Below are 26,747 nucleotides of genomic sequence, written 5' to 3' on the forward strand. Positions count from 1 at the left end.
AACGTATATCATAACCTTACTCTACGCTTTTTTCTTTCTGGTTTTTATTACTAAATTTAAACAATTGCTAACTTAAGATGTATAACCGCAATTACAACGGATTCATAAACTTAGCATGAAAGCTAAAAAACAAGCTACTTTCAACCGTACATTTTTGTGCGGTTTTTTATTTTGTTCTATCTTGGTCAACATTAATGAAAAAACAAATGAAAAAGACGAAAGTATTCCTAACCATTTTTATAACACTAGTATTAACTGTGTCTATATTCTTATTTATAAACAGAGACAAATTTGCTTACGTTGGCTCTGTTGACTATATAGAAGTAGACTGCAATAAAAAAAGTGAAATTCTCAGTGAGGTCTATAAAAGTGACCAAAAAATTAGACGAGAAGGTGAGTTAATTAAGTACGCTAAAGAAGACCACAGAAATCAAGAATTAGTTATAAGTATAATTGAAAAATGCGGAATGCCAACTTTAAATGAAGTAACGCAGGAACAAATGAATGCAATCTGGTTAGGATTGCAACATAACGCTGAAAATAAATATAGAATAAAATATTTTCCTCTTATTGAAAAAGCTGTAAAAAATGGTGATTTGAGCAAAGAGCAATATGCCCTAATGAAAGATAGAATCTTAATGCATGAGGGGAAACCTCAAATATTTGGAAGTCAAATTAAGAACGGTAAATTATATGACTTAGAATCGCCAGAAACTGTTGATAAAAGAAGACAAGAGATGGGACTAGAGCCAATAGAAGACTATTTAAAAAGATTTGACATTTCGTACAATACTACCCATAACATTGATTATAAATAATTAATTGTTCTTACCTACTTTTCTATTTTTTTCGGACCTTCAATTTGGTTTGTATTTGCTACAATTAAGTACCTAAACACATTTACATCAAACTGAAAAATGAGGTTTATATTATTTATATCATAAAAAAGCTATTATGAAATACGGATACACTATACTTTATGTTGAAAACGTAAAAGAAACAAGTAACTTTTACGAAAAAGCTTTCGGTTTTACCCCTAAATTTATCACGCCTGAAAATGATTATGGAGAATTAATTTCAGGAGAAACAACCATTGCTTTTGCCTCTTATGAATTAGAAAAATCTAACTTTAAAAAAGAACTCATCAAAGCAAATACATCTAGTAAACCTTTTGGAATAGAAATGGTTTTTGTGTCTGAAAATATAGAAGCCGATTTTAAAAAAGCGATTGATATGGGAGCTATTGAATTTGAACCAATCAAAGAAAAGCCTTGGGGACAAAAAGTAGGCTATGTAAGAGACATTAATGGTTTTTTAATAGAAATTTGTTCGCCTATGAAGGCTTGAGCGCTATAAGCGACTTAATACACGTATATTTATTTTGAAGTCTGATATTCACTCGGATTTTTACCCGCGTACTTTTTAAATGTTTTATTAAAATGACTTGAGTCTGTAAAACCTGTTTTCTCAGCAATTTCACCTATGCTTAAACTACTTTGTTTTAACAAGCTTTCTGCCATTTTTATTTTGGTTTCCATGATATAACGCTGTAAGGATATACCTATATGTTTCTTTACAAAAACACCGACATAGTTTGGTGATAAATGAAACGTTTCTGCAATAACATCAACCTTAATAAGCTCTTTATTTTGTACATTTTGTCGTATATACGTCAATATTAAATCTACCTTATTCTTATCGTAAACATGTCCGCTATTTTTTAATGTAGACTTTAAGTTTCTCGACAGTATAATCAACAAAGCTCCAAACAACTCAGACAATACATTACGACTGTAGGTTAACGGACTATGCAATTCACTTTTTATCAAATGATAAAGCCTAAAAAGTTGCTCTTTATCTGTTGCGCAACTAATTACACTTTTAGCAACAATATTCTGATGAAAAATTACTGCTTCTAAATTCTTTCTCCAATAAGTACTTGTAGAAAATGTAGCCTTTTCTAAAAACATCTGTTCTGTAAATTTTAGCACCCCAAACCTTGTTGGTTCTCCAATAATAAACTCATGTTCATCCTTTGGGGTTAAAAAAAACAAATCTCCCTCTTTATAATCAATAACACTTTCGTTTAAAACATGTTTTCCCCTTCCTTTTAAAACAAAAGTTAACTCAAAAAAATGGTGCTTATGCTTTGGATAGCCCCACTCCTTTTCTGCATCGAACTCAAATACATCTAAATTCTTGGTAATATAAAAACGTTGCGTCATCAGAATGTTTTTATACAAATATACAATGTATTCATACAACAATATAGCTTAAAATAGCTATTAATTTTGCTGTCACAACAGTCAATTAAACAATATAAAATGAAAAATAATAGCATTATAGCACTAGTTATCATCGCAGTAAGCTTAACATTAAATGCCTGTAAAAAAGAGCAAAAAAAGACACGTAAAATAAGTTCTACTTCAACAAAAACTGTAGCAAAAAAAAGCTATTGGCCTAACGGAGCACAATTAGTTATTTCTTTTTCAATGCAGTTTGAAACAGGAGGACAGCCTGAAGGAGCTGAAAGCCCTTTTTCAGGAAACCCATTACCTAAAGGAAATCCTGATTTACCTGCTGAAAGTTGGTTTCGTTATGGAGCAAGAGAAGGAATGTGGCGAATGATGGATTTATGGGATAAACATAACATAAAAGTAACCTCTCATGTGGTAGGTGAAGCTGCAATAAAATATCCTGAAATCGCTAAGGCTTTAGCTAACAAAGGACACGAAATAGCTGCTCACGGAATTGCATGGGACGATCAATGGAATTTAAGCTACGAGGAGGAACTTGCCTTTGTTAAAAAAGGAATTGACACAGTAGAAGCAATTACAGGAAAAAGAGGACGTGGATACAATGCCAACTGGTTACGTAGAAGCCCAAACACTCTTAAGGTTTTACAAGAACTTGACTTTTTATATCATATTGATGATGTAAGTCGTGATGAACCGTTCATTACTAAAGTAAGAGGTAAAAACTTTGTTGTAATGCCTTATACGTTACGTAATAACGACATTGTAAATATTGCAGGTAAAAACTGGTCGCCAGATCAATTCTTATTCCAACTAAAAACAGAATTCAATCAGCTTTATAAAGAAAGTACCTCTAAAAGAAGAATGATGAGTGTGAGTTTACACGATAGAATTGGAGGTACTCCAGCAGTAGTGAATGTAGTCGATCAGTTTATTGAGTATGCAAAACAACATGAAGGTGTCGTGTTTATGCGTAAAGATGATATTGCTAAAATGGTGATAAACGATCCAAATACCCCAATTGATAACGCCGAATTAAAATTTAACAACTAAGAGTACCAACATGAAACATGCAATCTATTTATACCTTGTACTTAGTACACTAACGATTATAAATGCACAAAACAAATTACCTTTTCAATTAGAAAAAGACTGGGAACTAGAAGGCTTAAAAAATCCTGAAAGTGTAGTTTTTGATAAAACAAACCAAGTATTATATGTATCTAATGTAAACGGTGCCCCTACTGATAAAGATGGTAATGGTTTTATCTCTAAAATAAGTTTAGATGGAGAAATAATAGAACTAGAATGGCTTAAAGGACTGGATGCTCCTAAAGGACTTATTATTCACAAAGGAAAATTATACGTTACGGATATTAATACTATTGTTGAAGTTGATATAGCGAGTAAACAAGTCCAGCGATTTACAGCCAAAGATGCTACGTTTCTCAATGATATTATTGCTGATAAAAAAGGAAATATTTATGCTTCTAACACTTTTGGATTTAGTGCTATTTACAAACTACCAATTAAAGGAACAAGAAAAGTTGAACTATGGCTAAAAGATGATAAATTAAACATGCCTAATGGCTTATCTCTATCAAAAAATAATCTAATAACTGCTGGCTGGGGGGTAGATTTAGATGCTAAAACATTTGCTACTAAAACACCAGGGCATTTGGTTAAAATCAATTTAAAAACAAAAAAAATCAAACCCATAAGCCAACCATTTGGAAACTTAGATGGACTGAGCGAAACCTTACACGGTTTTTTCATTACTGATTGGTTAGCAGGAAGCCTATTCTACTTAAAAAAAGGAAATGATACAGGGCAGTTTGTAATTGATTTACCTCAAGGAAGTGCTGATACCTACTTTGACAAAGCTACCAAAACGTTATACATCCCTTTAATGTTGAATCATAAATTATTGAAGTATCACTTTAAAAAGTAACATCATGAACATAAAACTAATATTCATAGGTAGTTTCTTAACTTTTTTCGGACAAATAGCTGCACAAGAAACTACTACACTTCTAGGTAAAAAAGTAGAAAATATTCAAGTTATAAACTTTGAATCCATGCCACATGATACCATTAGCGAAGGAATTACACGACAATGGTTTCATGGTGCCAAAGGGCAAATGGCCTATTTTCATTTAAAAAAAGGTGCGCATATTCCTATGCACAAACATCCCAATGAGCAAATTACCTATATCCTTAAAGGAAAAGTGAAAATTAACACTATTGATAAAGGAAAAAGAAAAACCTATATCATCTCTGCTGGTCAAGTAATTGTTTTTCCAGAAAATGTATCTCACGAATTTTTTGCACTGGAAAACACACTTGATTTAGATGTACATGTACCCGTAAGACAAGATTGGTTGACTAATGAACTACCAGCATATTTAAAGAAAAGTAAATAAATGAAAACCACACCTAAACAAACAGCATATACATTGCTACGTATTACCATGGGGATCAATTTTTTCGGACATGGATTAGCAAGATTGCCAAAAATCCCTTCATTCCGTGACTGGATGCTAAGTCAATTTCAAGAAAGCATACTTCCAGAGTCTCTTGTGTATGCTTGGGCTACCGTACTCCCCTTTCTTGAGTTTTTTATAGGGTTCCTATTAATCATTGGTCTATTTACTTACAGAGCAGCTATAATAGGCGCTATTGTCATTGTAATATTGATTCTTGGCTCGTGTTTAACAGAGCACTGGGAATGGGCAGGTGGTCAAATGTTATATGCCTTGTTTTATTTCTTTATTATAAGTCAAGTATCAGAAAATAAATGGTCTCTCGATAATAAATTGTTAGCACCCAAAAGTTACACCCCGTAAATAATCAAAATAAATGAGTTCACAATATCAAACTGAGAGGTTAATCATACGACCGACAACTACCGAAGATGCTGACTTTATTTTCAATTTATTTAACTCTCCTAAATGGATTGAAAACATTGGAGATAGAAACATAACTTCAACGACTCATGCAAAACTATATATTGAAACAGTTATGCTTAAACAACTCAAGCAATTAGGATATTCTAGCTATACTGTAATTAGACAATCTGATAATGAAAAAATAGGAACTGTGGGACTTTATGATCGTGAGGGAATTGATGGAATTGATTTTGGCTTTGCTTTTTTACCTCAATTTGAAGGTAAAGGGTATGCCTTTGAAAGTGCTTCAAAAATAAAAGAAGTAGCTCTAAATGAGTTCAGAATTCAAAACCTAGTGGCAATTACACGTCCTAGTAATACTGGCTCTCAAAAATTACTCAATAAATTAGGTTTTAGCTTCAAAAAAGGCATCATTCTTCCTAAGCATGAGTTTCAAGAATGGTTATTATATACTATAAATTAATAATTAAACTCTAATGAAAGTAGAAACCATAAACACCGCTGGAAATTGGTCTGTACATTGGACAGAATCCTTAAAAAAAGCCATTCAATTAGGAGTTAATAGTCATAAAATTGGACAACAATTATTATTAGAAAATAAACGTGTTAAAATATGGCATATTGAATTGGAACCCGGAAAAACTCTTCCGTTTCATAAACATGATAAACCTTATTTTTATGTTTGTCATACAAGGGGTAGCTCTCGTTCCTATTTTTCTAATGGTGCTGTAATTGAAACATCCTATGAACCTAATGATGTTAAGTACTTTAACAATTTAAACACTAAAAATTTCTTTATACATAATCTAGAAAACATAGGTACTACCACCCTACATTTTACAACTGTAGAGTTTGCGGAATAACACAATGTGTTTTCACAAATTAAACATAAAATTATACAACAACAATATTTTAAAACCGTAGTAAATTTGTACTATTAAACAATTAAAACTTTGTAAATCATGGCTTTTAAAAAATTATATCAACCCTATAATAAAAATGGCTTGACATTAAAAAACAGGTTTTTAATGGCTCCCATGACACGTTCTAGAAGTTCACAGCCTGGTGATGTTCCTAATGAATTAATGGCTGAATATTATGGACAAAGAGTTTCCGCAGGAATAATTATATCTGAAGCTACTCAAGTTTCATTACAAGGAAAAGGCTACGCTAAAACACCCGGAATTTACACCCAGGAACAAATGGAAGGTTGGAAATTAATTACTGACGAAGTCCATAAAAAAGGAAGTAAAATATTTTTACAACTATGGCATGTTGGTCGCGTATCTAGTTCAAAAGTAAACGGACTACAGCCTATTGCTCCTTCTAAAAAAGCAGCCAAAGACACCAATGTTTATATTTTTGATGGAGCACCTAATGGTGATGCTACTTTTGTACCTGTAGAAGAACCTAGAGCAATGACAAAAGCAGACATCAATCAAGTAATTGAAGAATTTAAAACAGGGGCAAAAAATGCTATTAAAGCAGGTTTTGACGGTGTTGAAATTCACGGAGCCAATGGATATTTGATAGATCAGTTTTTAAGAAGTAATTCTAACCAACGAACTGACGAATATGGGGGAACTAAAGATAATAGAGTTCGATTACTAACCGAAATCACTCAAGCAGTTGCTCAGGAAATAGGTAATGAAAAAACTGGGGTTCGCCTCTCCCCTTTTATTAGTTTTAAAGACATGAACGATCCTGAAATATTAGACACTATAATGATTGCTACTCAAGAACTTGAAAACATTGGAATTACCTATTTACATCTAAGCGAAGCAGATTGGGATGATGCTCCTGAAATTCCTAATGATTTTAGACAGAACCTACGCAAAACATTTAACAAAACTATCATTGCTACAGGAAATAAAACACCTGAACAAGGGGAAGATTTATTAGAAAAAGGACTGGTTGATTTAATTGGATTTGGACGCAATTTTTTAACCAACCCCGATTATCCAAAGCGAGTAAAACTTAATGCTCCATTAAACAAAATAAGTGACACACATACCCTATTTGGTGGCGGTGATGCGAGAGGTTATACAGATTATCCGTTTTTAAAATAAGTAAACTATGAATATTATTGAAGAAAAAATAAAAGCATTAGGTCTGAAACTACCAACTCCCAAACCTGGAGTTGGAGCTTATAAAGCTTGGACTATTTTCTCAAATAATATTGTTTGTACATCAGGACAAATTCCATGGGAAGAAGACAAAATAGCTTTTACAGGCAGATTAGGAGATCAAGTAACGACAAAACAAGGAGCTCTTTCTGCTCAATTATGCGCTTTACACGCTATTGCACAATTAAAAGAAGCCACTAATGGTGATTTAACTAGAGTTAAACAAATTATTAGAGTTGAAGGTACTATTTATGCCGCTCCAAATTTTAGTGAACACTCACAAGTATTAGATGGTGCTAGCAACCTTTTTAATGAGGTATTTGGAGAAAAAGGGAGACATACTAGAACAGCACAAGGGATGAATTCTTCGCCCCTTAATGCTAGTACTTTAATTTATGTTTTTGCCGAAATTGAATAAATTCTTTAGCCATGAATACTACTCCTTTGCAAATAGGTCAAATTGATCTAAGCTTTCATAAAGTTACTGCTGCTATTATTTTAGCTTATTTTGATACTATAGGACAAGCTTATCAATTACACACCCAGCCTCACGAAAAATTATTTGAAAAATATAGAAAAAAGGAGATAGATATGATTTTGGGCGCTTGGTTACCTTCCTCTCATGGAAAATACATAAGAGAAGTAGAAAATGAAACACATGAATTTTCAACACTATATACACCTTTCTGTATTTGGGGAGTTCCAGATTATCTTCCAAAGGAGATAGAAAAAATAAGCGATATCACAAACCCTGCAATTGCAAAAAAATTTAATAAAACTATTCAAGGGATTAATGAAGGTGCAGGTATTTCGAGGTTTTCTAGAAATATTATAAAATCTTATGGTTTAGATTCTTTAGGTTTTAAATTTAAGACTGGAACCATTTCAGATTGTACTAATACCTTCATTGATGGCTATAAAAAGAAAGAATGGCTAATTATTCCACTATGGAAACCACAATATCTTTTTCATACCTATACTATAAGACCTTTAAAGGAGTCTAAGGGTTTATTAGGTGGTAAAGACAAGGCTACAATTTTAATTAATAAAAACGCTGTAAATAAATTAACTCCTAAAGCTCTTGAATATATTAAAAATGTAACTTTTGGTAACCAATTAGTTACTAAACTTGACTACGAATATCAAGTAAATGGAAATACACTTCAAAATATTGCAAAAACATTTTCAGAAAATAAGTTTGAGTAAATTATTATTATTTCCTAATACTTCTCATTAATTAATATTTCAAAATAAATAACTATTTTAGTGACTGTTACACTAACTAACAGTCACTAAATATGTCTAAAAAAATAGGATTAAAAGAAGCCATTTCAATAGGAATTGGTGGTATGGTAGGCGGTGGTATTTTTGCCGTTTTAGGTCTTGCTGTTTTACTTGCCAAAGGAGGAACTCCAATTGCTTTTTTACTTGCAGGTATATTGGCTTTATTAACCTCATACAGCTACGTTCATCTTTCTAAGAAATACCCAGATAGAGGGGGAACCGTAAAATTTATCAATCAAGGTTTTGGAAGAACTATTTTTAGTGGAGCAATTAACAATCTTTTATGGATAAGTTATATTGTAATGCTCTCTTTATATGCTTCTGCTTTTGGCTCTTATGCTCCTAACCTATGGGAAATTACTCAAAACAAAACACTCAACTTTCACATATATGCCAGTGCTATTATTTGTATAGCTACTGCTATTAACTATTACAGTATTGCTGTAGTAGGAAAAATTGAATCGTACGCAGTAGTTATAAAACTTATAATTCTTATTGGTTTTATTGCTATAGGAGCCTATGGACTAATAGGAAACCCTAGCATAGCGCAACTATCCATTAGTAACTGGGAAAACCCTATCAAATTATTTGCTGGAGGTATGGTTATTTTTGTTGCCTATGAAGGCTTTGAATTAATAGCCAATGCTGCTCCAGATATTATAAATCCTGAAAAAAACATTTCAAAGGCTTATTACTACTCTGTAATATTTGTAATTGTATTGTACATTATCATTGCTCTTGTTACTGTAGGTTCTCTCCCATTTAATCAAATTGCCAAAGCACAGGATTATGTACTAGCAGAAGCCGCTAAACCAATGTTAGGACAAATAGGTTTTACCATTATAACCATAGCCGCATTAATATCTACATTTTCGGCTATTAATGCTTCATTATACGGAGGAAGTAAAGTGAACTATGAAATTGCAGAAGATGATGAACTACCACATCACTTTCTAGCCAAGTTTTGGAATCAACCTATCGGGTTGCTTATTACAGCTATAGCAACTTTGATATTAGTTAACACCTTGAATTTAGAGAGTATTTCTACCGCTGGTAGTGTTGGTTTTATCCTTATTTTCGGAATTGTGAATTACGTAGGCTTTAAGCTTTCAAAAGAAACAAACTCTAATAAAGGAATTCCTTTATTCGGTTGTATTTTATGTGCTGTTGCCCTAATTATTCTTATAAAACAACAATTAGAAACAAATCTTGTTGGTGTGTTTGTTTCTTTAAGCATTATTGTACTGTGTTTTATTCTTGAGTGGCTTTATAAGAAAAATGAAACTCCTACAAACAAACTTTAAATTCATCTATTATGGATCAATTTTTATCGAACATAACCAAAATTTGGCAAGAGTTTCAACAAAACATTTTAGAGCATATTCCTAAAGTTATCTTAGCACTTATCGTCGTTCTTATTTTTGCATTTATTGCTAACGGTGTTAAAAAAATATGTATTCGTATTTACCGAAAAGCTTTTAAAGAAAATTATTTAAATATTGAACGAATCATCGCCTCACTATTTTACGCTTTGTTCTTTGCTACTGGTGTATTATTAGCATTACACATTTTAGGCTTAGACAAACCTTTTGAAAAGTTATTGGCGGGTGCTGGTGTTCTAGGAATTATTGCTGGTTTTGCTTTAAAAGATATCGCTTCTAATATGTTTTCTGGACTGTTAGTTGATTTACAACGTCCGTATAAAGTGGGTGATTGGGTTGAAATTGACGGCAAATATGGTGTTGTGTTAGATATTAGTTGGCTTACTACTAAAATTAAAACCGTACCCGGACAGGAAGTATTTGTTCCTAACCAAATTATTTATAATGGAACTTTTACCAATTACTCCACTTGGGGAAAACGTCGTATTATATTAAAAAGCGGTGTTTCGTATGGTGACGATTTAGAACACGTTAGAGCTGTTGCTTTGGATGAAGTTCAAAAAATAAAAGAATACCTCCCAGAAGAAGGTATTGATTTTTATTTTACTGACATTGGTGGCTCTACTTACGACTTTATGCTACGTTATTGGGTAAAATTTGAATCTAATGATGATTTTTGTAGGGGAATGAACGATGTTATTATGCGTATTAAAAAGCGTTTTGAACAAGAAAACATCTCTATTGCATACCCTGTAACCACACTTGATTTTGGTGTGAAAGGAGGGGTAAACCTATTTGATAAAAATATCAAAGTTCAAAAACAATAACCTTTTTACTCTTCCAGTTTTGAATGTTCAGAATACGTTCGCCACTTTTCTAAACAAGTGGTAATGTCTTCTGGTACTTCAGAATCAAATTGTAAAAATTCTCCTGTAGTTGGATGTGTAAAACCTAAGGTTTTTGCATGCAAAGCCTGTCTCGGTAATACTTTAAAACAATTGTCTACAAATTGTTTGTACTTCGTAAATGTAGTTCCCTTTAAAATAGCATTCCCGCCATAACGTTCATCGTTAAAAAGCGTATGCCCTATATGCTTAAAGTGAGCTCTAATTTGGTGTGTTCTACCCGTTTCTAACTTACATTGCACCAAGGTTACATACGTAAGCCTTTCTAATACTTTATAATGGGTTACTGCATGTTTTCCATGTTCTCCATCAGGAAAAACATCCATTTGTAAGCGGTTCTTAAAGCTACGACCTATGTTTCCTTCAATCGTTCCTTCATCCTCTTCAATATTTCCCCAAACTAAAGCATAATACAACCGTTTAGTAGTGCGATCAAAAAACTGCTTTGACAAATGTGCCATGGCATATTCTGTTTTTGCAACGACCAACAATCCGCTTGTATCTTTATCAATACGATGTACTAAACCAGGGCGCTCATTAGAGTTGGTTGGTAAGTTTTCTATATGATGAATTAACCCGTTTACCAGTGTACCTGAATAATTTCCATGCCCTGGATGAACTACCATTCCTGCTGGCTTATTCACCACTATTACTTCATCATCTTCATACACTATATCAATAGGAATATCTTCTGCTACTAACAAATTTTCGTGAGGAGGATAAGTTAATACAACCCTAACTACGTCTTTTGGTTTTACCTTGTAATTAGGTTTAACAGCCACATCATTAACTAAAACATTGCCTGCTTTAGCTGCTTGCTGTATTTTATTTCGAGTAGCATTTTCAATAAAATTCATTAAAAATTTATCTACTCGTAAAGGTACTTGACCATCTGTTGCTACAAACCTATGGTGTTCGTACAAATCATCATTCTCTATCTCTGGAGTATAATCTTCCTGCATCAATCAATTATAAAATTAATAACCATTACCATCCCCTAAAATTAAATCGATGGTTGTTTGTTTTGGTAACTTAGTTCCCGGTTCAATTTTTTGTCCGTTATGTTTCAATCCACGAACCACATCTTTTCCTATATCGTGAACCCAAGTAACATTTGTTCCCACTTTAAATCCAACAGAACGTAAGTGTGTAGTAGCCTGACGTCTTGTACGTCCGTTTAAATTAGGTACTTCTACATCTCTGTACTTAGACGGATTTAGAGTTAAGTATATTTTACGTTTCTCTTTTACAAAGTTCCCCGCCTCAGGATCTTGCTCAATAACTGACTTCTTTGGGTAATCAGGATTGTAGCTAGCACTATCTATTACCACAAAATCTAAATTTAATTCACTAAGTTTCTGCTCAACATCAGTCAATGACATTTTGTGCAAGTTCGGCACTTGTATTTTTTGATTGTGATTTGTTGTAACCCCTAGCCACCACTGTAAAACAAATACAAAAACAAGTATTGAAACAATTGCTATGATTATATTTTTTAAAAAAGATTTACTTTTTATAAACTCAAATAAACCTTTAAAATTTTCGGTAAAATTACTCATGTCATTTTTTTGTAAGATCGCACAAATTTACAGTAAAAATATTACTATTTTAAATTCAACAAGTCTTAAACGAGTTTTTTTGGTAAGTTTGTATAATCCAACCATTGGATTTTAGACAAACAATGATTAAAACAGTAATTGAAATACATTTGAAGTGAAAAAAAACATCGCTATTATTATGGGAGGCTATTCCTCTGAAGTAGGAATTTCTCTAAAAAGTGGTAATGTAGTTTACAAACATATTGACTCTAAGAAATATAACGCGTATAAAGTTCATATTTTAGAAAACAAATGGGTATACGTCGATGATAACGAGCGAGAATATCCAATAAACAAAGAAGATTTTTCAATTGTAATGGGTGGGCAAAAAATTACATTTGATTGTGTTTTTAACGCTATCCACGGTACTCCTGGTGAGAACGGTATTATCTTGGCTTATTTCAATCTTATTGGTTTAAAACACACCTCTGCCCCTTTCTATCAAATGGCGTTAACCTTCAATAAACGCGATACTTTAAGTGTGGTAAAACAATACGGAATAGCAACAGCTGTTTCTATATATTTAAACAAAGGCGATGCTATAAATTGTGACGAATTTATAAAAAAAGTAGGCCTTCCATGTTTTGTAAAGCCTAACAGTGCGGGGTCTAGCTTTGGAATTTCAAAAGTATATACCAAAGCAGCACTTATTCCTGCTATAGAAAAAGCATATGAAGAAGATACTGAAATATTAATTGAAAGCTTTTTAGATGGCACCGAAGTATCTGTTGGGGTTATTCAATACAAAGGAGAAACTAAAGTACTTCCAATAACAGAAATTGTCTCTGAAAATGATTTCTTTGATTACAAAGCTAAATACGAAGGTGAGTCGCAAGAAATTACTCCCGCACGTTTAACGGATGCTCAAAGAAAGAGAGTTGAAGAAGTAGCCAAACGGGTGTATGAAATTTTAAACATGAGTGGTTTTTCTCGTTCAGAATATATATTAGTTAATAACGAGCCACATTTTATTGAAATGAATACTGTGCCTGGGCTAACGGAAGCAAGTATTTTACCACAACAAGCCAATCACGCAGGCATTTCTTTAACTGAATTATTCGGAAATGCTATTGAAATGGCTTTAAACGACAAAACATAATGAAAAGAGCTATTTTTCCTGGGTCTTTCGACCCAATTACGTTAGGACACGTAGATATTATTGAACGAGGTGTCACCCTTTTTGATGAGTTAATCATTGCAATTGGTGTAAATGCTGATAAAAAATACATGTTTTCTTTAGAAGAACGTCAACATTTTATTGAGGAAACTTTTAAACACGAGCCAAAAATAAAAGTACGTACTTATAGCGGACTTACGGTGAATTTTTGTAAAGAACAAAACGCACAATTTATTTTAAGGGGGTTGCGTAACCCTGCCGATTTTGAGTTTGAAAAAGCTATTGCACATACCAACAGAAAACTTTCTGAAATAGAGACTGTATTTTTACTAACCTCTTCAGGTAAAAGTTATATTTCTTCGTCTATTGTAAGAGATGTTATTAGAAACGATGGAGACTATACTGGACTGGTACCCGATGCCGTTAGTATTTAATTTTTAAAACACCCTCCTTTTGAAAAAACTATTTATACTTCTTTTAATTATAGCCATTGCTTGTAAACAAGTGTCTACAAAAAAGAATATCGATTTTACAACACTCTTTGAAACCTCAAACGGAACGGAGACTCCTACTTATAAAGAGGTTATTTCTTTTTATGAAGAGTTGGCTAACACTTACCCTGAAATTTCCTTGTTTGAGATTGGTACTACTGATATTGGCAAACCTTTACACTTAATTGTTTTTAATGCTGAAGGAAAAACAAATATCAAAGAACTTAAAAGTTCCTCTAAAAATAGAATTTTAATCAATAACGGTATCCATCCAGGAGAATCTGACGGAATAGATGCTTCTATGCTTTTATTAAGAGACATCGTTCAAAATGATTCTTTAAAAAACAACTACAAAAATTCTTTAATTTGTGTTATTCCTGTCTATAATATTGGTGGCGCACTAAACAGAAACTCACACACGAGAGCCAACCAAAATGGTCCAAAAGAATACGGTTTTAGAGGAAATGCTCGCAACTACGACTTAAATCGTGATTTTATTAAACAAGACACTAAAAATGCCGCAGCTTTTGCAGAAATATTTCACACGGTAAATCCAGACATTTTTATAGATAATCACGTAAGCAACGGAGCAGATTATCAGTACGCAATTACCCATCTTTTTACCCAACACAATAAGTTAGGAGGAAAACTTGGTCAGTTTGTCGAAACTAAAATGCGTCCTGAAATAGAACAATCTTTAGCGCAAAAAGACATCATGATAACCCCGTATGTAAACGTTTGGGGAACTACTCCTGAAAATGGATGGTCGCAGTTTTTCGATTCCCCTAGGTATTCTACTGGGTACACTACCCTCTTCAATACCTTAGGACTAATGGTTGAAACCCACATGCTAAAACCGTATAAGATTAGAGTAGAACAAACCTATGAATTGTTGTTTTCTAGTTTGGATTTTTCCGAAAATAATAGTCGTGAAATAAAAGATTTACGAAAAAATGCCGTTGAAGAAATAATAAATAAGAAAACCTATCCCGTTGTGTTCACAGTTGATAAGAATAAACCTACAGCTCTTCATTTTAAGGGGTACGAAGGAACTTTTATAGACAGTAAAGTTACCAGTGGAAAACGTTTGTTTTACAACAGAACAAAACCTTATAATGTAAAGGTCTCTTATTATAACAACTTTATTTCCACCAAAGAAATTACCATACCAAAAGCCTATATTTTACGACAAGGATGGCACGGTGTTGTAGAGCGATTGAACAACAACAACATTGAGTTTACTCCTTTTAAAAAAGATACTATTTTAACCGTTGAAACACAGTACATCAAAGAGTTTGACACCCGAAAAATGGCTTATGAAGGTCATTATTTACATTCCAACACCGAAGTTTTCAGAACAAAAAATCAACAAGTTAAATTTTATCAAGGAGATATTTACATTCCTACAAACCAAACTGGAATACGTTATATTATTGAAACTTTAGAAGCGGAAGCTCCAGATTCTTTTTTTAATTGGAATTTCTTTGATACTATTTTACAACAAAAAGAAGGCTATTCTGCTTATGTATTTGAAGATATTGCTGAAGAATTTTTAAGCAAAAACCCTTCAATTCAACAAGAGTTTTTAGAGAAATTAAAGGAAGAGGAAGATTTTGCTAAAAATCCCCAAGCACAATTATACTGGATATACAAAAAAACTCCCCATTACGAAAAAGCACATAAGAAGTTACCTATTTTTAAGTTATATTAATAGTTTTTTAACCTCTTAATTACATTTTCATACATTTGTTACCGATTAGGAAATTAATCTAAATGAACAAAGAACCCTTAAAATCTGTTTGTGATCAGAAAAATTTTGAAGAAATCTTCAATTTACACTCACAAACATTAAGAAATTACATATATTATAAGTGCGGTGATACCCAGCAAGCTGAAGATATCGTACAAGAAGCGTATATAAAACTGTGGAACAATTGCGCCAAAGTCTTTTTTGATAAAGCCAAATCGTACCTCTATACGGTAGCGAATAATCATTTTTTAAATGATGCAGCACACAAAAAAGTAGTTTTGGAACACCAAAAACAAAGTATCTCTTCAGGAAAAACAAATGAAACTCCTCAATTTCTTTTAGAAGAAGAAGAATTTCATGCTAAACTAAAAAAAGCAATTGCAGACTTACCAGAAAAACAACGAGAAGTTTTTTTATTGAGTCGAATAGATAAGAAAAAGTATAATGAAATTGCAGATATTGTTGGAGTGTCTGTAAAAGCTGTAGAAAAAAGAATGAGTAAAGCTCTTCTTACATTAAAAGAGCAAATAGGTAAAGTATAATAAAAAATAATATTTGTAGTAGGGTAATTAGTCTTTTACCTGTTTTTATACAAATAGCACGAATAACAGAAAATGAAAATAAATTATAAAGATGAAACTTTTTTAGCCAGATGGATAGCTAATGAGCTATCTGCTGAAGAGTTGATGGAGTTTCAACAAACAGAAGCTTATCATCAATTTAAAGCCATTGATACTGCTTCTCAATTATTAAAAACTCCTTCTTATGATAAAGAAGAAGCTTTTGACAAAATTAAAACCACCTTAGCAGTAACAAAAATTAACAAAAAAGTAGTAAAATTCATTCCTACTTGGATGTATGGTGCTGTTGCTTCTATCGCTTTATTAATTAGTTTCTTGTATATTAATAACAATAGCGTTGATTTTTCTACAAATTATGGAGAACAACTAACCATTACTTTACCAGACAATTCTAAGGCTTATTTATCTCCTAAATCTGAAATAACGTACAAAAAACGTAATTGGGATACTCAAAGAGAATTGTTTTTAAAAGGAAAAGCATACTTTGAAGTAGAAAAAGGAAAATCTTTTACGGTAAAGTCTAATGAAGGAAATGTTACAGTGCTAGGAACTAAGTTTACTGTAAATACTTCAGAAAACTATTTTGAAGTTAAATGTTATGAAGGCAAGGTAAAAGTTACTTCTAAAAGTAAAGAAGAAGTTATTTTAACTAAAGGAAAGGCTTACAGAAATTACAGTAACTCAAGTGAGAAATGGGAATTTTTAGACAAAACCCCTTCTTGGATTAAAGGAGAAAGTTCTTTTAACAATACTCCATTACATCAAGTTATAAAGGCTTTAGAAAATCAATTCAAATTAAACTTTGACGCTTCAAGAATAGATACCTCTCAACGTTTTACAGGTACATTTACACACGAAGATGTTACTATTGCATTGCAAACTGTTTTTGCTCCTATGAAAATTTCTTATAAATTAGCAGAAAATAGTTCAGTTGTATTGACATATAGTAAATGAAGATAAAATTAAGTATACTTTTTATATGCTTAGCGATGTCTATTTTTTCCCAGGAAAAGGTAGACATTTCTTTTATTGATGCACCTTTATTAGATGTATTGAAAGAAACGGAAGCCCATTTTGGTGTTAAGTTCTCTTTTAATACAGAAATAATTCATGGTAAAAACTTTACTTTTAAAAAGAAAAAATGTGAGCTTGTATATCTTATAGGAGAAATAGAACGTCAAACACCTTTAATTTTTAACCAAATTAACGAGCGTTATTATTACATAACCAAAAACTCAAACTTTAGGCCCAACGAATACAATCTTTTAAAAGAAGTTCTTATTACAAATTACATAACCTCTGGTATTCATAAAAAAAAGAATGGGGCTATATCTATTCTGCCGAAACAACTAGGTGTTTTACCAGGTTTAACAGAACCCGATGTATTCGAAAGTTTAAAAATTATACCCGGTGTTCAAAGTCCTAATGAAACTGCTGCCGGTATTTATATAAGAGGTGGAACGCCAAATCAAAACTTAGTTTTGTGGGATGGAATAAAAATGTATTACTCAGGGCATTTCTTTGGAATGATTTCAGCTTTTAATCCATATACTACCAAAGAAGTTACCCTGTCTAAAAGTGGTACAGGAGCTAGGTATGGAAATCGAGTTTCTGGAGTAATTGATATCAAAACCACCGAAAAAGTTCCAGAAAAAGTTACAGGAAACTTTGGTCTAAACATGACTCATGCAGATGTGCTACTTACTATTCCCTTCTCAGATAAAACAGCTCTTTCTTTTTCAGCTAGAAGGTCTTTTTCTGATATTTTAAAAACTTTTACCTTCGATAAATTATCTATGCGTGTTTTTCAAACATTTGACGATAATCAAGAAAATCAAATTATAGATAAGAATATTAAATTTGATAGAGATAATAAATTTAAGTTTTCAGATTATACTACAAAGTTTATTTACAAACCTAATGAAGATGAAACTTTAAGTTTAAGTTTCTTATACACAAAAAATCAAATGTTTAACGACTTTAGTATTCCTGTATATAAAGATAAATACAACGATAAGTTAGATATTGACAATACAGGTATAAGTGTAAACTGGAAAAAAAAATCTACCGAAAAGAAGACACATAATGTGAAAAGCTATTTTTCTAATTTTCACTTAGATTATGTGGGCAATTACAACTACATAGATGATTATCTGATTCTATTATCAACGAAAAGCAATTCTTTAACCGATTTTGGTATTTCATACAATATGAATTATTCTTTTAATGATAGAACAGCTCTATTTTGGGGGTACGACTTTACGTCAACCAAAGCAGCTTATGAGTTAAAATACCTTATTGACTTAGAAGGGGAAAATCGATATTCATCGATACAGAAAGACAAAGGAACAAACAATACACACTCTGTTTTTGCTGAATACTTATACGATAACGACAACTGGAATATCAATTCTGGAGTGCGATTGAATTATTTTTCTAAAATCGACAAACTTGTTTTTGAGCCTCGATTATACTTTGAAAAAAAGCTTACATCAAACTTAAGCTTCAAAGCTTCTTTTGAACAAAAAAATCAAACATTGAGTCAAATTATAGAATTTCAAACCTCTAGCTTAGGTTTTGATTTAGAAAACCAAATATGGGCTCAAGTAAATAATGACGACATTCCTCTTCAAAAAAGTTTGCAAGTCTCTACTGGAATACTTTTTAACAAAGACAATTGGAAAATAGACATTGAACCCTATTATAAAAAAGTTAGTGGGATGACATCGCAAACAAGTGGATATAATGACCAAACTGCTGATTTTTCTAATGGGAAAGGAAAAGTATATGGTATTGACATGCTGGTTAATAAAAAATTTAATAATTACAGAACTTGGATTAACTATTCATACACTAAAAACAGGTTTAAGTTTTTAGATTTAGAAAACAAGTTCTTCCCTGCAAATCACGACATCACCAATTACTTTTCTTGGTCTCATGCATACAAGTTAAATAACTACGAGTTTTCTTTTGGATGGATTTACAGAACTGGGAACCCTTATACGGCGGTTAAACAATTTTATACCGATGACGATGGCGCTCCTCACATTTACTTGGACTCAGACAATATAAATGCACTTAGACTTCCTAAGTATAGTCGATTTGATACCTCAATGACCTATTCTTTTAATTTTTCTGAAAGATGGAAGGGTAAGCTAGGCTTTTCTTTACTGAATATTTTTAATAAAAAGAATATTTTAAGTAGAACCTTTAACGCTATTCCTATTAGAAACTCTAATAATGAGATTGAATACAAACTAAAAGAGGTAAACAAAGTATCTTTAGGAATTACTCCTAATGTTGTTTTTAGAGTTAATTTTTAACTAAAAAGGACTTTACAAAATGTAAAGTCCTTTTTAGTTTAATAATTTCTATATTGTTTTGTGTTTTCAAAAATGTGCTCTAAAATTTGTTTTTCTCTTTCATCAAACACAATTCCTCGTCTTTTCATTACCACATCTGCAACCTCAAAAACTTTATTTGTTTTATATTCAGTAAATCCTGAAGCTCCTCCCCAACTAAATGAAGGTACAAAATTTCTGGGAAACCCACTTCCAAAAATGTTTGCTGAAACACCAACAACAGTACCTGTATTAAACATAGTGTTAATTCCACATTTGGAATGATCTCCCATCATCAAGCCACAAAATTGTAAGCCCGTTTTGGCAAAACGCCCTGTTTCATAATTCCACAACTTAACTTCAGCATAGTTATTTTTTAGATTCGAGTTATTACTATCTGCTCCTATATTACACCACTCACCTAGTACAGAGTTTCCTAAAAACCCGTCATGTCCTTTATTAGAATACCCAAATAACACGGAGTTATTCACCTCTCCTCCTACTTTACAATAAGGACCTAAAGTAGTTGCTCCATAAATTTTTGCCCCCAATTTTAACACTGAGTTCTCACACATCGCTAAAGCTCCGCGTACAACAACTCCCTCCATTATTTCAGTATTTTTTCCAATGTAAATAGGACCTGTTGAAGCATTTAAAGTAGCAAAAGTTAGTTTAGCTCCTTTTTCTACAAAAATATCATTCCTATTAACACAATTAACCGTTTCTGGAATTGGTTGCGACTTTCTTCCTTCAGTTAGTAAATCAAAATCGGCTCTTATAGCTTTCTCATTTAAAGAAAAAATATCCCATGTATTTTTTATTTGAATGATATCATCTTCAAACTCTAAATGCTCATAAGTAGAAAAATTAACTTCTTCTTGGCTATCGGTCGTAAAAAAAGCGATAACATCTTCGCCTTTAAAAATTGCTTGATTAGCTTGTAAATTTTTAACCATTTCAACCAAAGGCTTAGTGGGCAAAAAAGAAGCATTTAACAACACGTTTTCTTCCATTTCAACCATAGGGTATTTTTCTTCTAAATACTCTTCAGTTACGGTTGTTGTTGTTAAACCTAAGTATTTTTCCCACTTTTCTCTAATAGTTAAAATACCTACTCTAATATCAGCTACTGGTCGTGTATATGTAAATGGTAGTAAGGCTGAGCGTACATCACCATCGAATAAAATATAGTTCATATTAATTATTTTTTGAAGCAACACAAACTTACCACTTTCAAATCATTTTACAAGTCAAAATATAAACCTTACTTTTGTTATCATACATTCTTTAATAGATTACTATGAAAAAAATTTTAGGATTAATTTTAATTGGTATAGCTCTTATAGCAGCAGCATATTATGCTTTTATTTATTTTGTACCTTATAGTGAAGGTGTTCGCTCGGGTGAGCTAATAAAAATTAGCTACAAAGGTGTGTTAGTAAAAACATGGGAAGGTGAAATTAGTCAAGGTATTTCAGGAGCGCAAATTTTTGCTTTTTCTGTAGAAGACAATCAAAAAAAGGTCATCGAAAAGCTTCAAGAATATCAAGGTCGTTATGTAAAAGTTACATACAAAGAGCGTTTCGGAACTTTCTTTTGGTTAGGTGATACAAAGTATTTTATAACTCACGTGGAAGAAGAACAATCTCCTCACTTTAGAGGAATAAGAAAAGACAATGAATAATACTATTTATAGAAACATAGAAGATACTCGCATTACTATTTCTGAGTTAATGCTTCCTTCTCATGCTAATTTTAGCGGTAAAATTCACGGAGGGTACGTTTTAAAGCTAATGGATCAAATAGCTTTTGCATGTGCCTCTAAACACTCAGGTACTTATTGCGTAACAGCATCTGTAGATACCGTTAACTTTATAAACCCTATTGAAGTAGGTGAATTAGTTACCATGAAAGCGTCTATTAATTATGTAGGTAAAACTTCAATGGTAGTTGGTATCCGCGTGGAAGCACAAAACATACAAACAGGAAAGACCAAACACTGTAATTCTTCTTATTTTACTATGGTAGCCAAAAAAGATAACGGTGACAATGCCAACGTTCCAGGAATCATTATTAATGACGATAATGAAATGCGTCGTTTTTTAGAAGCTATTCATAGAATTAAAATGAAAAAAAATAGACAAGAGAAGTTTGATAATGATAATTTTACCGCTCAAAACTATATCGAGGAGCTTAAAAATTATAATGTGAAGATCGAGTTATAACTATGACTGAAATTATCGATCTAAGTCAAGATATTTTTGACGGAATGCCTGTTTATAAAAGCCTTCCACAAGTCAAAATGTCTGTGCACAACACTCATGAAGAGTGGGATGGAATTAAAAACCCTACAACCAAAACTCCAGCTGTATATAAACTAGAGATGGGAGAGCATACAGGAACTCATGTTGATGCTTTAAATCATATGGCGGCAAAGCACAAAGGAAAATCTATAGATACTATGCCACTTAGTATGTTTTATACTGAAGGTATTTGTTTAGATTTTTCTCATAAGGGCTTACAAGAATTAATTACCTCTGAAGAAATTAGAGAACAACTAGATAAAGAAAAACTTTGCATTAAGGAAGGGGATACGGTTCTTCTTTGTACCAACCACTACACAAAACATTTTACTACAGAAAATTGGGGAAAAGGCCCTGGTATTACCGCTGAATGTGCTACTTGGCTTGGCGAACAAAAAATTTCAGCTTTTGGTGTAGAAACTATGTCTCCAGGTATTCCAAAAGTTTCCAACAAAGAAGTACATTATATTTGTGGTGAAATGGGTTTTACACACTATGAAAACATGATAAATCTAGATAAATTATTAGGTAGAGGTAGGTTTCGATTCATAGCATTGCCATTAAAAATTAGAGGAGGTACGGGATCACCTGTAAGAGCTGTTGCTATATTTGAATAATCCTTTTTTACTGCTGTATAGTCTCTCTAAATGACGATATAAATTGTCTGCTCCATTACCCTTTTTAGTAATCCCCCACTCGTTTCAAGGAAAACATACACTTTAACCACCATACATAACCTGTAAAAAAAGAGGGAAAACACCTCCTTAAAACCTATTCATTTACATGCTGGTAAAAACAAGGTCTAGAATAACTTTGTCAACTAATAATCAATCAATTAACCTAAACCTATTGTAATGAAAAAACTAGCATTAATGGTAAGCTGTTTACTTATAAGTAATTATTTGTTTTCACAACAAGTAAACATTAAGTACAACGTTAACAACCATACCTTGTCAGGTAAATTAAACAACACCTCTATTTCTTCAGTTATAAAAGAACTTTCTAAACAAAACTTTCTTTTATTCATCGTTGGAGATAATAAGAACTTTAATGTTACAGGTCAATTATCAAACACACCTGTTGATCGTGCCCTTTCAGAAATCATTCCTTCTACTATTAAATTCTTTTATAAAATAGACTCTAAAGAAGGAGAAAATAAGATGATCTCTACCGCTGCGAATGCTCCCTTGATTTTCAACTCTTCTAACCTACTCTTAGCAAAGCAAACTAATGATAAAAATCAACGTATTGATAAGAGTAAACCTAAATTAGGTGTTAGTAGTAAGTTACTTCAAGTAAAAAAAATAAACACTTTTAAAAACATAAAAAAAGTGAAAGACCCTTTTAAACCTAAAAACATAAAATTTAGGGGTACTACAGCAATGAGTAAAACGGGGGGAATTAAGCCTGCCTTAGCCAGAAGTATTAGAAAAATAGACAATCTTTCTCCTGAGCTTAGTTTGCAAAACAAAAAAGGGAGAATTCTAAAAAAACACTTAGTCGTAACGTATAAAATTACTAATAATGGAATGACTCCTGTGTCTAAAACCGAAGTAGAAGGAAGTTACTCTTTACCTACCGAGGAGTCTGGAAACTGGGCTATTATTGGTTTAGAGGGCAACAATACTGTACTTGCTGAAACTTTTGAAAACCCTCTTAGTTATAGAACAATATTTGATCCTAAAAAAAGTGATCACAAGGAGTTTACTGCAAAAGAAGCATATGTATCGGTTAAAATGCCTATTAAATATAAATCAAAAGTAGCCTCAGAAAAACTAGATCTCAAGCTAGTTAAGTTTAAAGATATTTCTAATGCGAAAAACATTTTACAAAAGGTACAAAGAAAGCAATTGCGAAAAAGTGATTTAAACACCTCTTTCCAAATTTTAAGAACAGCCCCTAAGGCTGATTTTTCTAAACTGAAAAAAATTACTAACCAATAATCAGAAAAAATGAAAAACGTACATAAAACATTAATAATATTAATGACCTTTCTAGCTGTTACAGCTTATTCACAAACCAAAAGCACCTTATTATATAACGGAAGTTCTGCTTCAAAATTTGATATTGTATTCATGGGAGATGGTTTTACTTCATCTAACCAAAGTGAATTTAATAATTTGGTTGCCGATTATTTTAAAGCGATGTTTACTCATGAAAATGGTAATTTAGACAATGTTTTGTCTGAACTACAAGACGCTTTTAATGTATATAGAGTAAACCTAAACTCTAGTCAATCTGGAGTAACACAATACACCTGCGACAACGACGACTGTAGTAATAATCCAGCTGATAATAGAAATACAGCGTTGAACTTTAAGTATTCAGGGTGCTGGAACTGTTGTTGGATGTCAAAATCTAGCAATACTGATAGTAAAATTAACAATGCTTTAAACACTGTTGGTTTATCTGGTGCTGACTTTGTTGTTGTGATTCTAAATGAATCAGGTTTTGGAGGGTGTTCATATGGGAAAGTATTATCTATCACTAAATCTACCAGCAATAATGTGTTGCTACATGAATTAGGACACTCCGTTGGTAAATTAGCTGACGAATATACAAGACCTGGTTGCTTTAGCGGAACCAATCCTTCTGCTGTGAATGTTGATAAAAACAGCAATCCTAGTAAGTGGAATAAGTTTGCTAGAAGCACTGTAACTACTGGGGCTCCATCAGAATATAATGTAGATGGTTTTGAAGGTGGACGTTATAACGAAACGTGTATTTATCGCCCTTCAAACAACAGTACTATGAAAGGCAATACCAACCTATTTAATCCACCTAGTTATAACGAATTCTGGACAAGAAATAAATCAAAAAGTAATTATAACTTTAACAAACCAATAATAGGCAACTTCCAGGGAAACAGCTACAATGATGTAGTACTTCATTACGGAAATTATATCGCTGCCTATCCTACCGAACATCCAAAGGGCTTTACTGGTAGTGGAGCAAACATAACACGCCCAGCTAACTCATATGTAACCACTAAAAAAATTAAAGGCTCAGGTGGTACATGGTATGTATCTTCAAAAGATCAATTTTATGTAGGAGACTTTACAGGAGATGGCTATGATGATTTGCTCGTTTTTTATCCCAACAATCAATATTCAAGATTAGGAATATTAAAATCTACTCCGAATGGGTTTGAATGTATTAAAAAGATATATTACAACCTAAACGGTTGGCAGATGCGAAATGGTGACAAGTTCTTTATTGCTGATTTTAATGGAGATGGGAAGGATGACTTCTACATATTTAATGCTACTAACTGGAATCAAGGCTATATGGGAATGTACAGATCTACAGGTAGTAACTTCTCTTATGTAAGACGATATGACAAATATTTACCGGGTCATTATATGAGTTCTACTGATAAATATTTTGTAGCAGATTACACCGGTGATAACAAAGAAGAGTTGGTATTATTCAATACGAATTCTAAAGTTACCAGAATGTTCAAATCTACAGGAAGTTCATTAACAAAAACTAAGGAATATTTTGCTAGTTTACCGGGTTGGACAAGTAAACCTGGTGATAAATATCATATTGCGGATATTAATGGAGATGGAAAAGATGATGTATATATTTTTAATGGCACAAACTGGGGACCAGAATATTTATTATTACTTAGATCTGATGGAAACGAATACAAGTATATTAAAAGATATGACGATGCTTTACCCGGTTGGAATATGAACAATCGTGATAAATTTTATGTTGCTGATATTAACGGTGACGGAAAAGACGACTTATACGTCTTCAATAATCAAGATTGGTCTACTCAATACTTAGGACGTGTAATTACCAATGGCAGTACAGTAAGTGTAAACTACCAAAGCGACTGGATTGGTGGCTGGAACCTTGGTAGTAGTGATAAATTAATTGTAGACGACCGTAAAACTGGAAAAGACAACTTATTTATACACAATACCAACTGGTTTGCTTACATGTGGCCAGGTTCTTCTAACATGTACATAAAAGGAATGTATAAAGATTATATTCATGCCTTTAAGTATCATGATTACGGATGGTATTAATATCGTAACTTTATAAAAAGAATAACACGGTTATTTCATAGTCGTGTTATTCTTTTAATTCTAACGTTTTTTTATTATGAAACATCTTGCTTTATATCCTTTATTTTTTTTATTTCTTGTTTTAAACTGTAAAAATTATACGACCAAAAAATCTCAAAACGATTTTAATTCATCAGTAAATATCTCAAAAAACCAAGAATACTATTTTACCGTCAACTTTGAATTTACCAAAGAACGTTATCAACTAATTTCAAAATCTCAAAATGAAGGAAATTTGTTATTTGATATCCAAAACCCTACCGATATGTTTTTGGTAGCCTATCAAAATGAAGATTTATTCTTTTATAGTGAATTAAACGACCCTTTAACCATAAGACCTGTAGGTGGAAAGGAAATGGAAAAAACAGTAGAAAAAGGCTCTCAAAACATCAATTTACCTAAAAAATTTGCTCAGAAAAAGAATACTAAAAACCTTGATATTTATCTGTATAAAGTAAATGGATATATAGAGAATTTTGACACAAAAGTTTACTCAAAAGAAAAAGTAGAACAACTAGAAAAAGCAAAACTTATAAAAAAAAGATATACTATTAATGCTGAGCAATTAGTTAACTTTTTAAACCAATAAAAAAATCCGAAGTTTAATAAACTTCGGATTTTATCTA

29 protein-coding genes are annotated in these 26,747 nt (G+C 32.2%); 25 read left to right on the plus strand and 4 right to left on the minus strand.

Annotated features, from left to right (window positions below):
• Positions 1–194 precede the first annotated feature (194 nt).
• Positions 195–818 carry a DUF6624 domain-containing protein gene (locus ACN0WY_RS13580; RefSeq protein WP_417800710.1) on the plus strand — a complete coding sequence of 208 codons (624 nt, stop codon included), beginning with the start codon at positions 195–197 and terminating at the stop codon, positions 816–818.
• Positions 819–954: 136 nt separating this feature from the next.
• Complete coding sequence (locus tag ACN0WY_RS13585; protein ID WP_417800711.1) at positions 955–1,347, plus strand: VOC family protein; 393 nt, start codon at positions 955–957, stop codon at positions 1,345–1,347.
• 29 nt (positions 1,348–1,376) lie between these two features.
• Here the strand turns inward: ACN0WY_RS13585 and ACN0WY_RS13590 are convergent, their stop codons facing one another.
• Entirely contained in the window at positions 1,377–2,225 is an 849-nt protein-coding gene (locus tag ACN0WY_RS13590) for an AraC family transcriptional regulator (protein ID WP_417800712.1), read from the minus strand.
• A gap of 99 nt (positions 2,226–2,324) precedes the next feature.
• On the opposite strand from ACN0WY_RS13590, the gene ACN0WY_RS13595 reads away from it, so the two are divergent.
• From ACN0WY_RS13595 to ACN0WY_RS13645, 11 genes are all read left to right on the plus strand, one after another.
• A complete protein-coding gene (locus ACN0WY_RS13595) occupies positions 2,325–3,308 on the plus strand; it encodes a polysaccharide deacetylase family protein (protein WP_417800713.1) in 984 nt (327 codons plus the stop codon).
• Between the two features lie 10 nt (positions 3,309–3,318).
• Entirely contained in the window at positions 3,319–4,206 is an 888-nt protein-coding gene (locus tag ACN0WY_RS13600; protein ID WP_417800714.1) for an SMP-30/gluconolactonase/LRE family protein, read from the plus strand.
• 4 nt (positions 4,207–4,210) lie between these two features.
• Positions 4,211–4,678: a cupin domain-containing protein gene (locus tag ACN0WY_RS13605; RefSeq protein WP_349265175.1), complete on the plus strand. Its 468-nt coding sequence runs from the start codon at positions 4,211–4,213 to the stop codon at positions 4,676–4,678.
• Complete coding sequence (locus ACN0WY_RS13610; RefSeq protein WP_417800715.1) at positions 4,679–5,101, plus strand: DoxX family protein; 423 nt, start codon at positions 4,679–4,681, stop codon at positions 5,099–5,101.
• A 13-nt stretch (positions 5,102–5,114) separates the two neighbouring features.
• Entirely contained in the window at positions 5,115–5,627 is a 513-nt protein-coding gene (locus tag ACN0WY_RS13615) for a GNAT family N-acetyltransferase (protein WP_417800716.1), read from the plus strand.
• A gap of 13 nt (positions 5,628–5,640) precedes the next feature.
• Complete coding sequence (locus ACN0WY_RS13620) at positions 5,641–6,027, plus strand: hypothetical protein (RefSeq protein ID WP_330486601.1); 387 nt, start codon at positions 5,641–5,643, stop codon at positions 6,025–6,027.
• A gap of 99 nt (positions 6,028–6,126) precedes the next feature.
• Entirely contained in the window at positions 6,127–7,233 is a 1,107-nt protein-coding gene (locus tag ACN0WY_RS13625) for an alkene reductase (RefSeq protein ID WP_417800717.1), read from the plus strand.
• Between the two features lie 7 nt (positions 7,234–7,240).
• Entirely contained in the window at positions 7,241–7,708 is a 468-nt protein-coding gene (locus ACN0WY_RS13630; RefSeq protein ID WP_417800718.1) for a RidA family protein, read from the plus strand.
• 11 nt (positions 7,709–7,719) lie between these two features.
• A complete protein-coding gene (locus ACN0WY_RS13635) occupies positions 7,720–8,496 on the plus strand; it encodes a glycine betaine ABC transporter substrate-binding protein (RefSeq protein WP_330486598.1) in 777 nt (258 codons plus the stop codon).
• Between the two features lie 92 nt (positions 8,497–8,588).
• Complete coding sequence (locus ACN0WY_RS13640) at positions 8,589–9,878, plus strand: APC family permease (protein ID WP_417800719.1); 1,290 nt, start codon at positions 8,589–8,591, stop codon at positions 9,876–9,878.
• A gap of 11 nt (positions 9,879–9,889) precedes the next feature.
• Positions 9,890–10,783: a mechanosensitive ion channel family protein gene (locus ACN0WY_RS13645; protein ID WP_330486596.1), complete on the plus strand. Its 894-nt coding sequence runs from the start codon at positions 9,890–9,892 to the stop codon at positions 10,781–10,783.
• A gap of 5 nt (positions 10,784–10,788) precedes the next feature.
• Here the strand turns inward: ACN0WY_RS13645 and ACN0WY_RS13650 are convergent, their stop codons facing one another.
• Together ACN0WY_RS13650 and ACN0WY_RS13655 are read right to left on the minus strand one after the other, a co-directional pair.
• A complete protein-coding gene (locus ACN0WY_RS13650) occupies positions 10,789–11,823 on the minus strand; it encodes an RluA family pseudouridine synthase (protein WP_330486595.1) in 1,035 nt (344 codons plus the stop codon).
• A gap of 15 nt (positions 11,824–11,838) precedes the next feature.
• A complete protein-coding gene (locus tag ACN0WY_RS13655) occupies positions 11,839–12,420 on the minus strand; it encodes a PASTA domain-containing protein (RefSeq protein WP_330486594.1) in 582 nt (193 codons plus the stop codon).
• A 154-nt stretch (positions 12,421–12,574) separates the two neighbouring features.
• On the opposite strand from ACN0WY_RS13655, the gene ACN0WY_RS13660 reads away from it, so the two are divergent.
• From ACN0WY_RS13660 to ACN0WY_RS13685, 6 genes are all read left to right on the plus strand, one after another.
• Positions 12,575–13,558 carry a D-alanine--D-alanine ligase gene (locus ACN0WY_RS13660; protein ID WP_417800720.1) on the plus strand — a complete coding sequence of 328 codons (984 nt, stop codon included), beginning with the start codon at positions 12,575–12,577 and terminating at the stop codon, positions 13,556–13,558.
• The gene (coaD, locus tag ACN0WY_RS13665; protein WP_417800721.1) at positions 13,558–14,010 is read left to right on the plus strand and encodes a pantetheine-phosphate adenylyltransferase; all 453 of its coding nucleotides are present in this window, start codon (positions 13,558–13,560) and stop codon (positions 14,008–14,010) included. Before ACN0WY_RS13660 ends, coaD begins: the two co-directional genes overlap by 1 nt.
• A gap of 19 nt (positions 14,011–14,029) precedes the next feature.
• On the plus strand, positions 14,030–15,778 hold the full coding sequence (locus ACN0WY_RS13670; RefSeq protein ID WP_417800722.1) for a M14 family metallopeptidase: 1,749 nt from the start codon (positions 14,030–14,032) through the stop codon (positions 15,776–15,778).
• A gap of 62 nt (positions 15,779–15,840) precedes the next feature.
• A complete protein-coding gene (locus tag ACN0WY_RS13675; protein ID WP_330486590.1) occupies positions 15,841–16,359 on the plus strand; it encodes an RNA polymerase sigma factor in 519 nt (172 codons plus the stop codon).
• Between the two features lie 72 nt (positions 16,360–16,431).
• Complete coding sequence (locus ACN0WY_RS13680) at positions 16,432–17,352, plus strand: FecR family protein (RefSeq protein WP_417800723.1); 921 nt, start codon at positions 16,432–16,434, stop codon at positions 17,350–17,352.
• Between the two features lie 35 nt (positions 17,353–17,387).
• On the plus strand, positions 17,388–19,721 hold the full coding sequence (locus ACN0WY_RS13685; protein WP_417800724.1) for a TonB-dependent receptor plug domain-containing protein: 2,334 nt from the start codon (positions 17,388–17,390) through the stop codon (positions 19,719–19,721).
• A gap of 38 nt (positions 19,722–19,759) precedes the next feature.
• On the opposite strand, the gene ACN0WY_RS13690 is transcribed toward ACN0WY_RS13685, so the two are convergent.
• Positions 19,760–20,935, minus strand: coding sequence for a GlmU family protein (locus tag ACN0WY_RS13690; protein WP_417800725.1), 1,176 nt, complete (start codon positions 20,933–20,935; stop codon positions 19,760–19,762).
• A gap of 104 nt (positions 20,936–21,039) precedes the next feature.
• Between ACN0WY_RS13690 and ACN0WY_RS13695 the strand changes: the two genes are divergently transcribed.
• The 6 genes from ACN0WY_RS13695 (at position 21,040) to ACN0WY_RS13720 (ending at position 26,710) form a co-directional block, all read left to right on the plus strand.
• Positions 21,040–21,423 (plus strand): 6-phosphogluconate dehydrogenase, encoded by a 384-nt coding sequence (locus ACN0WY_RS13695; protein ID WP_330486586.1) that lies wholly within the window; start codon positions 21,040–21,042, stop codon positions 21,421–21,423.
• On the plus strand, positions 21,416–21,964 hold the full coding sequence (locus ACN0WY_RS13700) for an acyl-CoA thioesterase (protein WP_330486585.1): 549 nt from the start codon (positions 21,416–21,418) through the stop codon (positions 21,962–21,964). Before ACN0WY_RS13695 ends, ACN0WY_RS13700 begins: the two co-directional genes overlap by 8 nt.
• Positions 21,965–21,966: 2 nt before the next feature.
• Positions 21,967–22,659, plus strand: a complete 693-nt coding sequence (locus tag ACN0WY_RS13705; RefSeq protein WP_417800726.1) for a cyclase family protein — start codon at positions 21,967–21,969, stop codon at positions 22,657–22,659.
• 237 nt (positions 22,660–22,896) lie between these two features.
• Positions 22,897–23,985 (plus strand): hypothetical protein, encoded by a 1,089-nt coding sequence (locus ACN0WY_RS13710; protein WP_417800727.1) that lies wholly within the window; start codon positions 22,897–22,899, stop codon positions 23,983–23,985.
• A 9-nt stretch (positions 23,986–23,994) separates the two neighbouring features.
• A complete protein-coding gene (locus ACN0WY_RS13715) occupies positions 23,995–26,082 on the plus strand; it encodes a M64 family metallopeptidase (RefSeq protein ID WP_417800728.1) in 2,088 nt (695 codons plus the stop codon).
• Positions 26,083–26,158: 76 nt separating this feature from the next.
• A complete protein-coding gene (locus ACN0WY_RS13720; RefSeq protein ID WP_330486581.1) occupies positions 26,159–26,710 on the plus strand; it encodes a hypothetical protein in 552 nt (183 codons plus the stop codon).
• Positions 26,711–26,747: the final 37 nt, after the last annotated feature.

Origin of the sequence: Tenacibaculum sp., from assembly GCF_048269885.1 — a bacterium.
GTDB lineage: Bacteria > Bacteroidota > Bacteroidia > Flavobacteriales > Flavobacteriaceae > Polaribacter.

Bases quoted from the DNA above. Each gene is read 5' to 3' on its own strand.
- ACN0WY_RS13650 (WP_330486595.1), bottom strand. From the start codon at position 11,823: ATGCAGGAAGATTATACTCCAGAGATAGAGAATGATGATTTGTACGAA.
- coaD (WP_417800721.1), top strand. From the start codon at position 13,558: ATGAAAAGAGCTATTTTTCCTGGGTCTTTCGACCCAATTACGTTAGGA.
- ACN0WY_RS13675 (WP_330486590.1), top strand. From the start codon at position 15,841: ATGAACAAAGAACCCTTAAAATCTGTTTGTGATCAGAAAAATTTTGAA.
- ACN0WY_RS13710 (WP_417800727.1), top strand. From the start codon at position 22,897: ATGAAAAAACTAGCATTAATGGTAAGCTGTTTACTTATAAGTAATTAT.
- ACN0WY_RS13610 (WP_417800715.1), top strand. From the start codon at position 4,679: ATGAAAACCACACCTAAACAAACAGCATATACATTGCTACGTATTACC.
- ACN0WY_RS13685 (WP_417800724.1), top strand. From the start codon at position 17,388: ATGTCTATTTTTTCCCAGGAAAAGGTAGACATTTCTTTTATTGATGCA.
- ACN0WY_RS13640 (WP_417800719.1), top strand. From the start codon at position 8,589: ATGTCTAAAAAAATAGGATTAAAAGAAGCCATTTCAATAGGAATTGGT.
- ACN0WY_RS13635 (WP_330486598.1), top strand. From the start codon at position 7,720: ATGAATACTACTCCTTTGCAAATAGGTCAAATTGATCTAAGCTTTCAT.
- ACN0WY_RS13690 (WP_417800725.1), bottom strand. From the start codon at position 20,935: ATGAACTATATTTTATTCGATGGTGATGTACGCTCAGCCTTACTACCA.
- ACN0WY_RS13630 (WP_417800718.1), top strand. From the start codon at position 7,241: ATGAATATTATTGAAGAAAAAATAAAAGCATTAGGTCTGAAACTACCA.
- ACN0WY_RS13700 (WP_330486585.1), top strand. From the start codon at position 21,416: ATGAATAATACTATTTATAGAAACATAGAAGATACTCGCATTACTATT.
- ACN0WY_RS13585 (WP_417800711.1), top strand. From the start codon at position 955: ATGAAATACGGATACACTATACTTTATGTTGAAAACGTAAAAGAAACA.
- ACN0WY_RS13715 (WP_417800728.1), top strand. From the start codon at position 23,995: ATGAAAAACGTACATAAAACATTAATAATATTAATGACCTTTCTAGCT.
- ACN0WY_RS13600 (WP_417800714.1), top strand. From the start codon at position 3,319: ATGAAACATGCAATCTATTTATACCTTGTACTTAGTACACTAACGATT.
- ACN0WY_RS13615 (WP_417800716.1), top strand. From the start codon at position 5,115: ATGAGTTCACAATATCAAACTGAGAGGTTAATCATACGACCGACAACT.
- ACN0WY_RS13680 (WP_417800723.1), top strand. From the start codon at position 16,432: ATGAAAATAAATTATAAAGATGAAACTTTTTTAGCCAGATGGATAGCT.
- ACN0WY_RS13620 (WP_330486601.1), top strand. From the start codon at position 5,641: ATGAAAGTAGAAACCATAAACACCGCTGGAAATTGGTCTGTACATTGG.
- ACN0WY_RS13605 (WP_349265175.1), top strand. From the start codon at position 4,211: ATGAACATAAAACTAATATTCATAGGTAGTTTCTTAACTTTTTTCGGA.
- ACN0WY_RS13645 (WP_330486596.1), top strand. From the start codon at position 9,890: ATGGATCAATTTTTATCGAACATAACCAAAATTTGGCAAGAGTTTCAA.
- ACN0WY_RS13590 (WP_417800712.1), bottom strand. From the start codon at position 2,225: ATGACGCAACGTTTTTATATTACCAAGAATTTAGATGTATTTGAGTTC.
- ACN0WY_RS13655 (WP_330486594.1), bottom strand. From the start codon at position 12,420: ATGAGTAATTTTACCGAAAATTTTAAAGGTTTATTTGAGTTTATAAAA.
- ACN0WY_RS13580 (WP_417800710.1), top strand. From the start codon at position 195: ATGAAAAAACAAATGAAAAAGACGAAAGTATTCCTAACCATTTTTATA.
- ACN0WY_RS13695 (WP_330486586.1), top strand. From the start codon at position 21,040: ATGAAAAAAATTTTAGGATTAATTTTAATTGGTATAGCTCTTATAGCA.
- ACN0WY_RS13705 (WP_417800726.1), top strand. From the start codon at position 21,967: ATGACTGAAATTATCGATCTAAGTCAAGATATTTTTGACGGAATGCCT.
- ACN0WY_RS13595 (WP_417800713.1), top strand. From the start codon at position 2,325: ATGAAAAATAATAGCATTATAGCACTAGTTATCATCGCAGTAAGCTTA.
- ACN0WY_RS13625 (WP_417800717.1), top strand. From the start codon at position 6,127: ATGGCTTTTAAAAAATTATATCAACCCTATAATAAAAATGGCTTGACA.
- ACN0WY_RS13720 (WP_330486581.1), top strand. From the start codon at position 26,159: ATGAAACATCTTGCTTTATATCCTTTATTTTTTTTATTTCTTGTTTTA.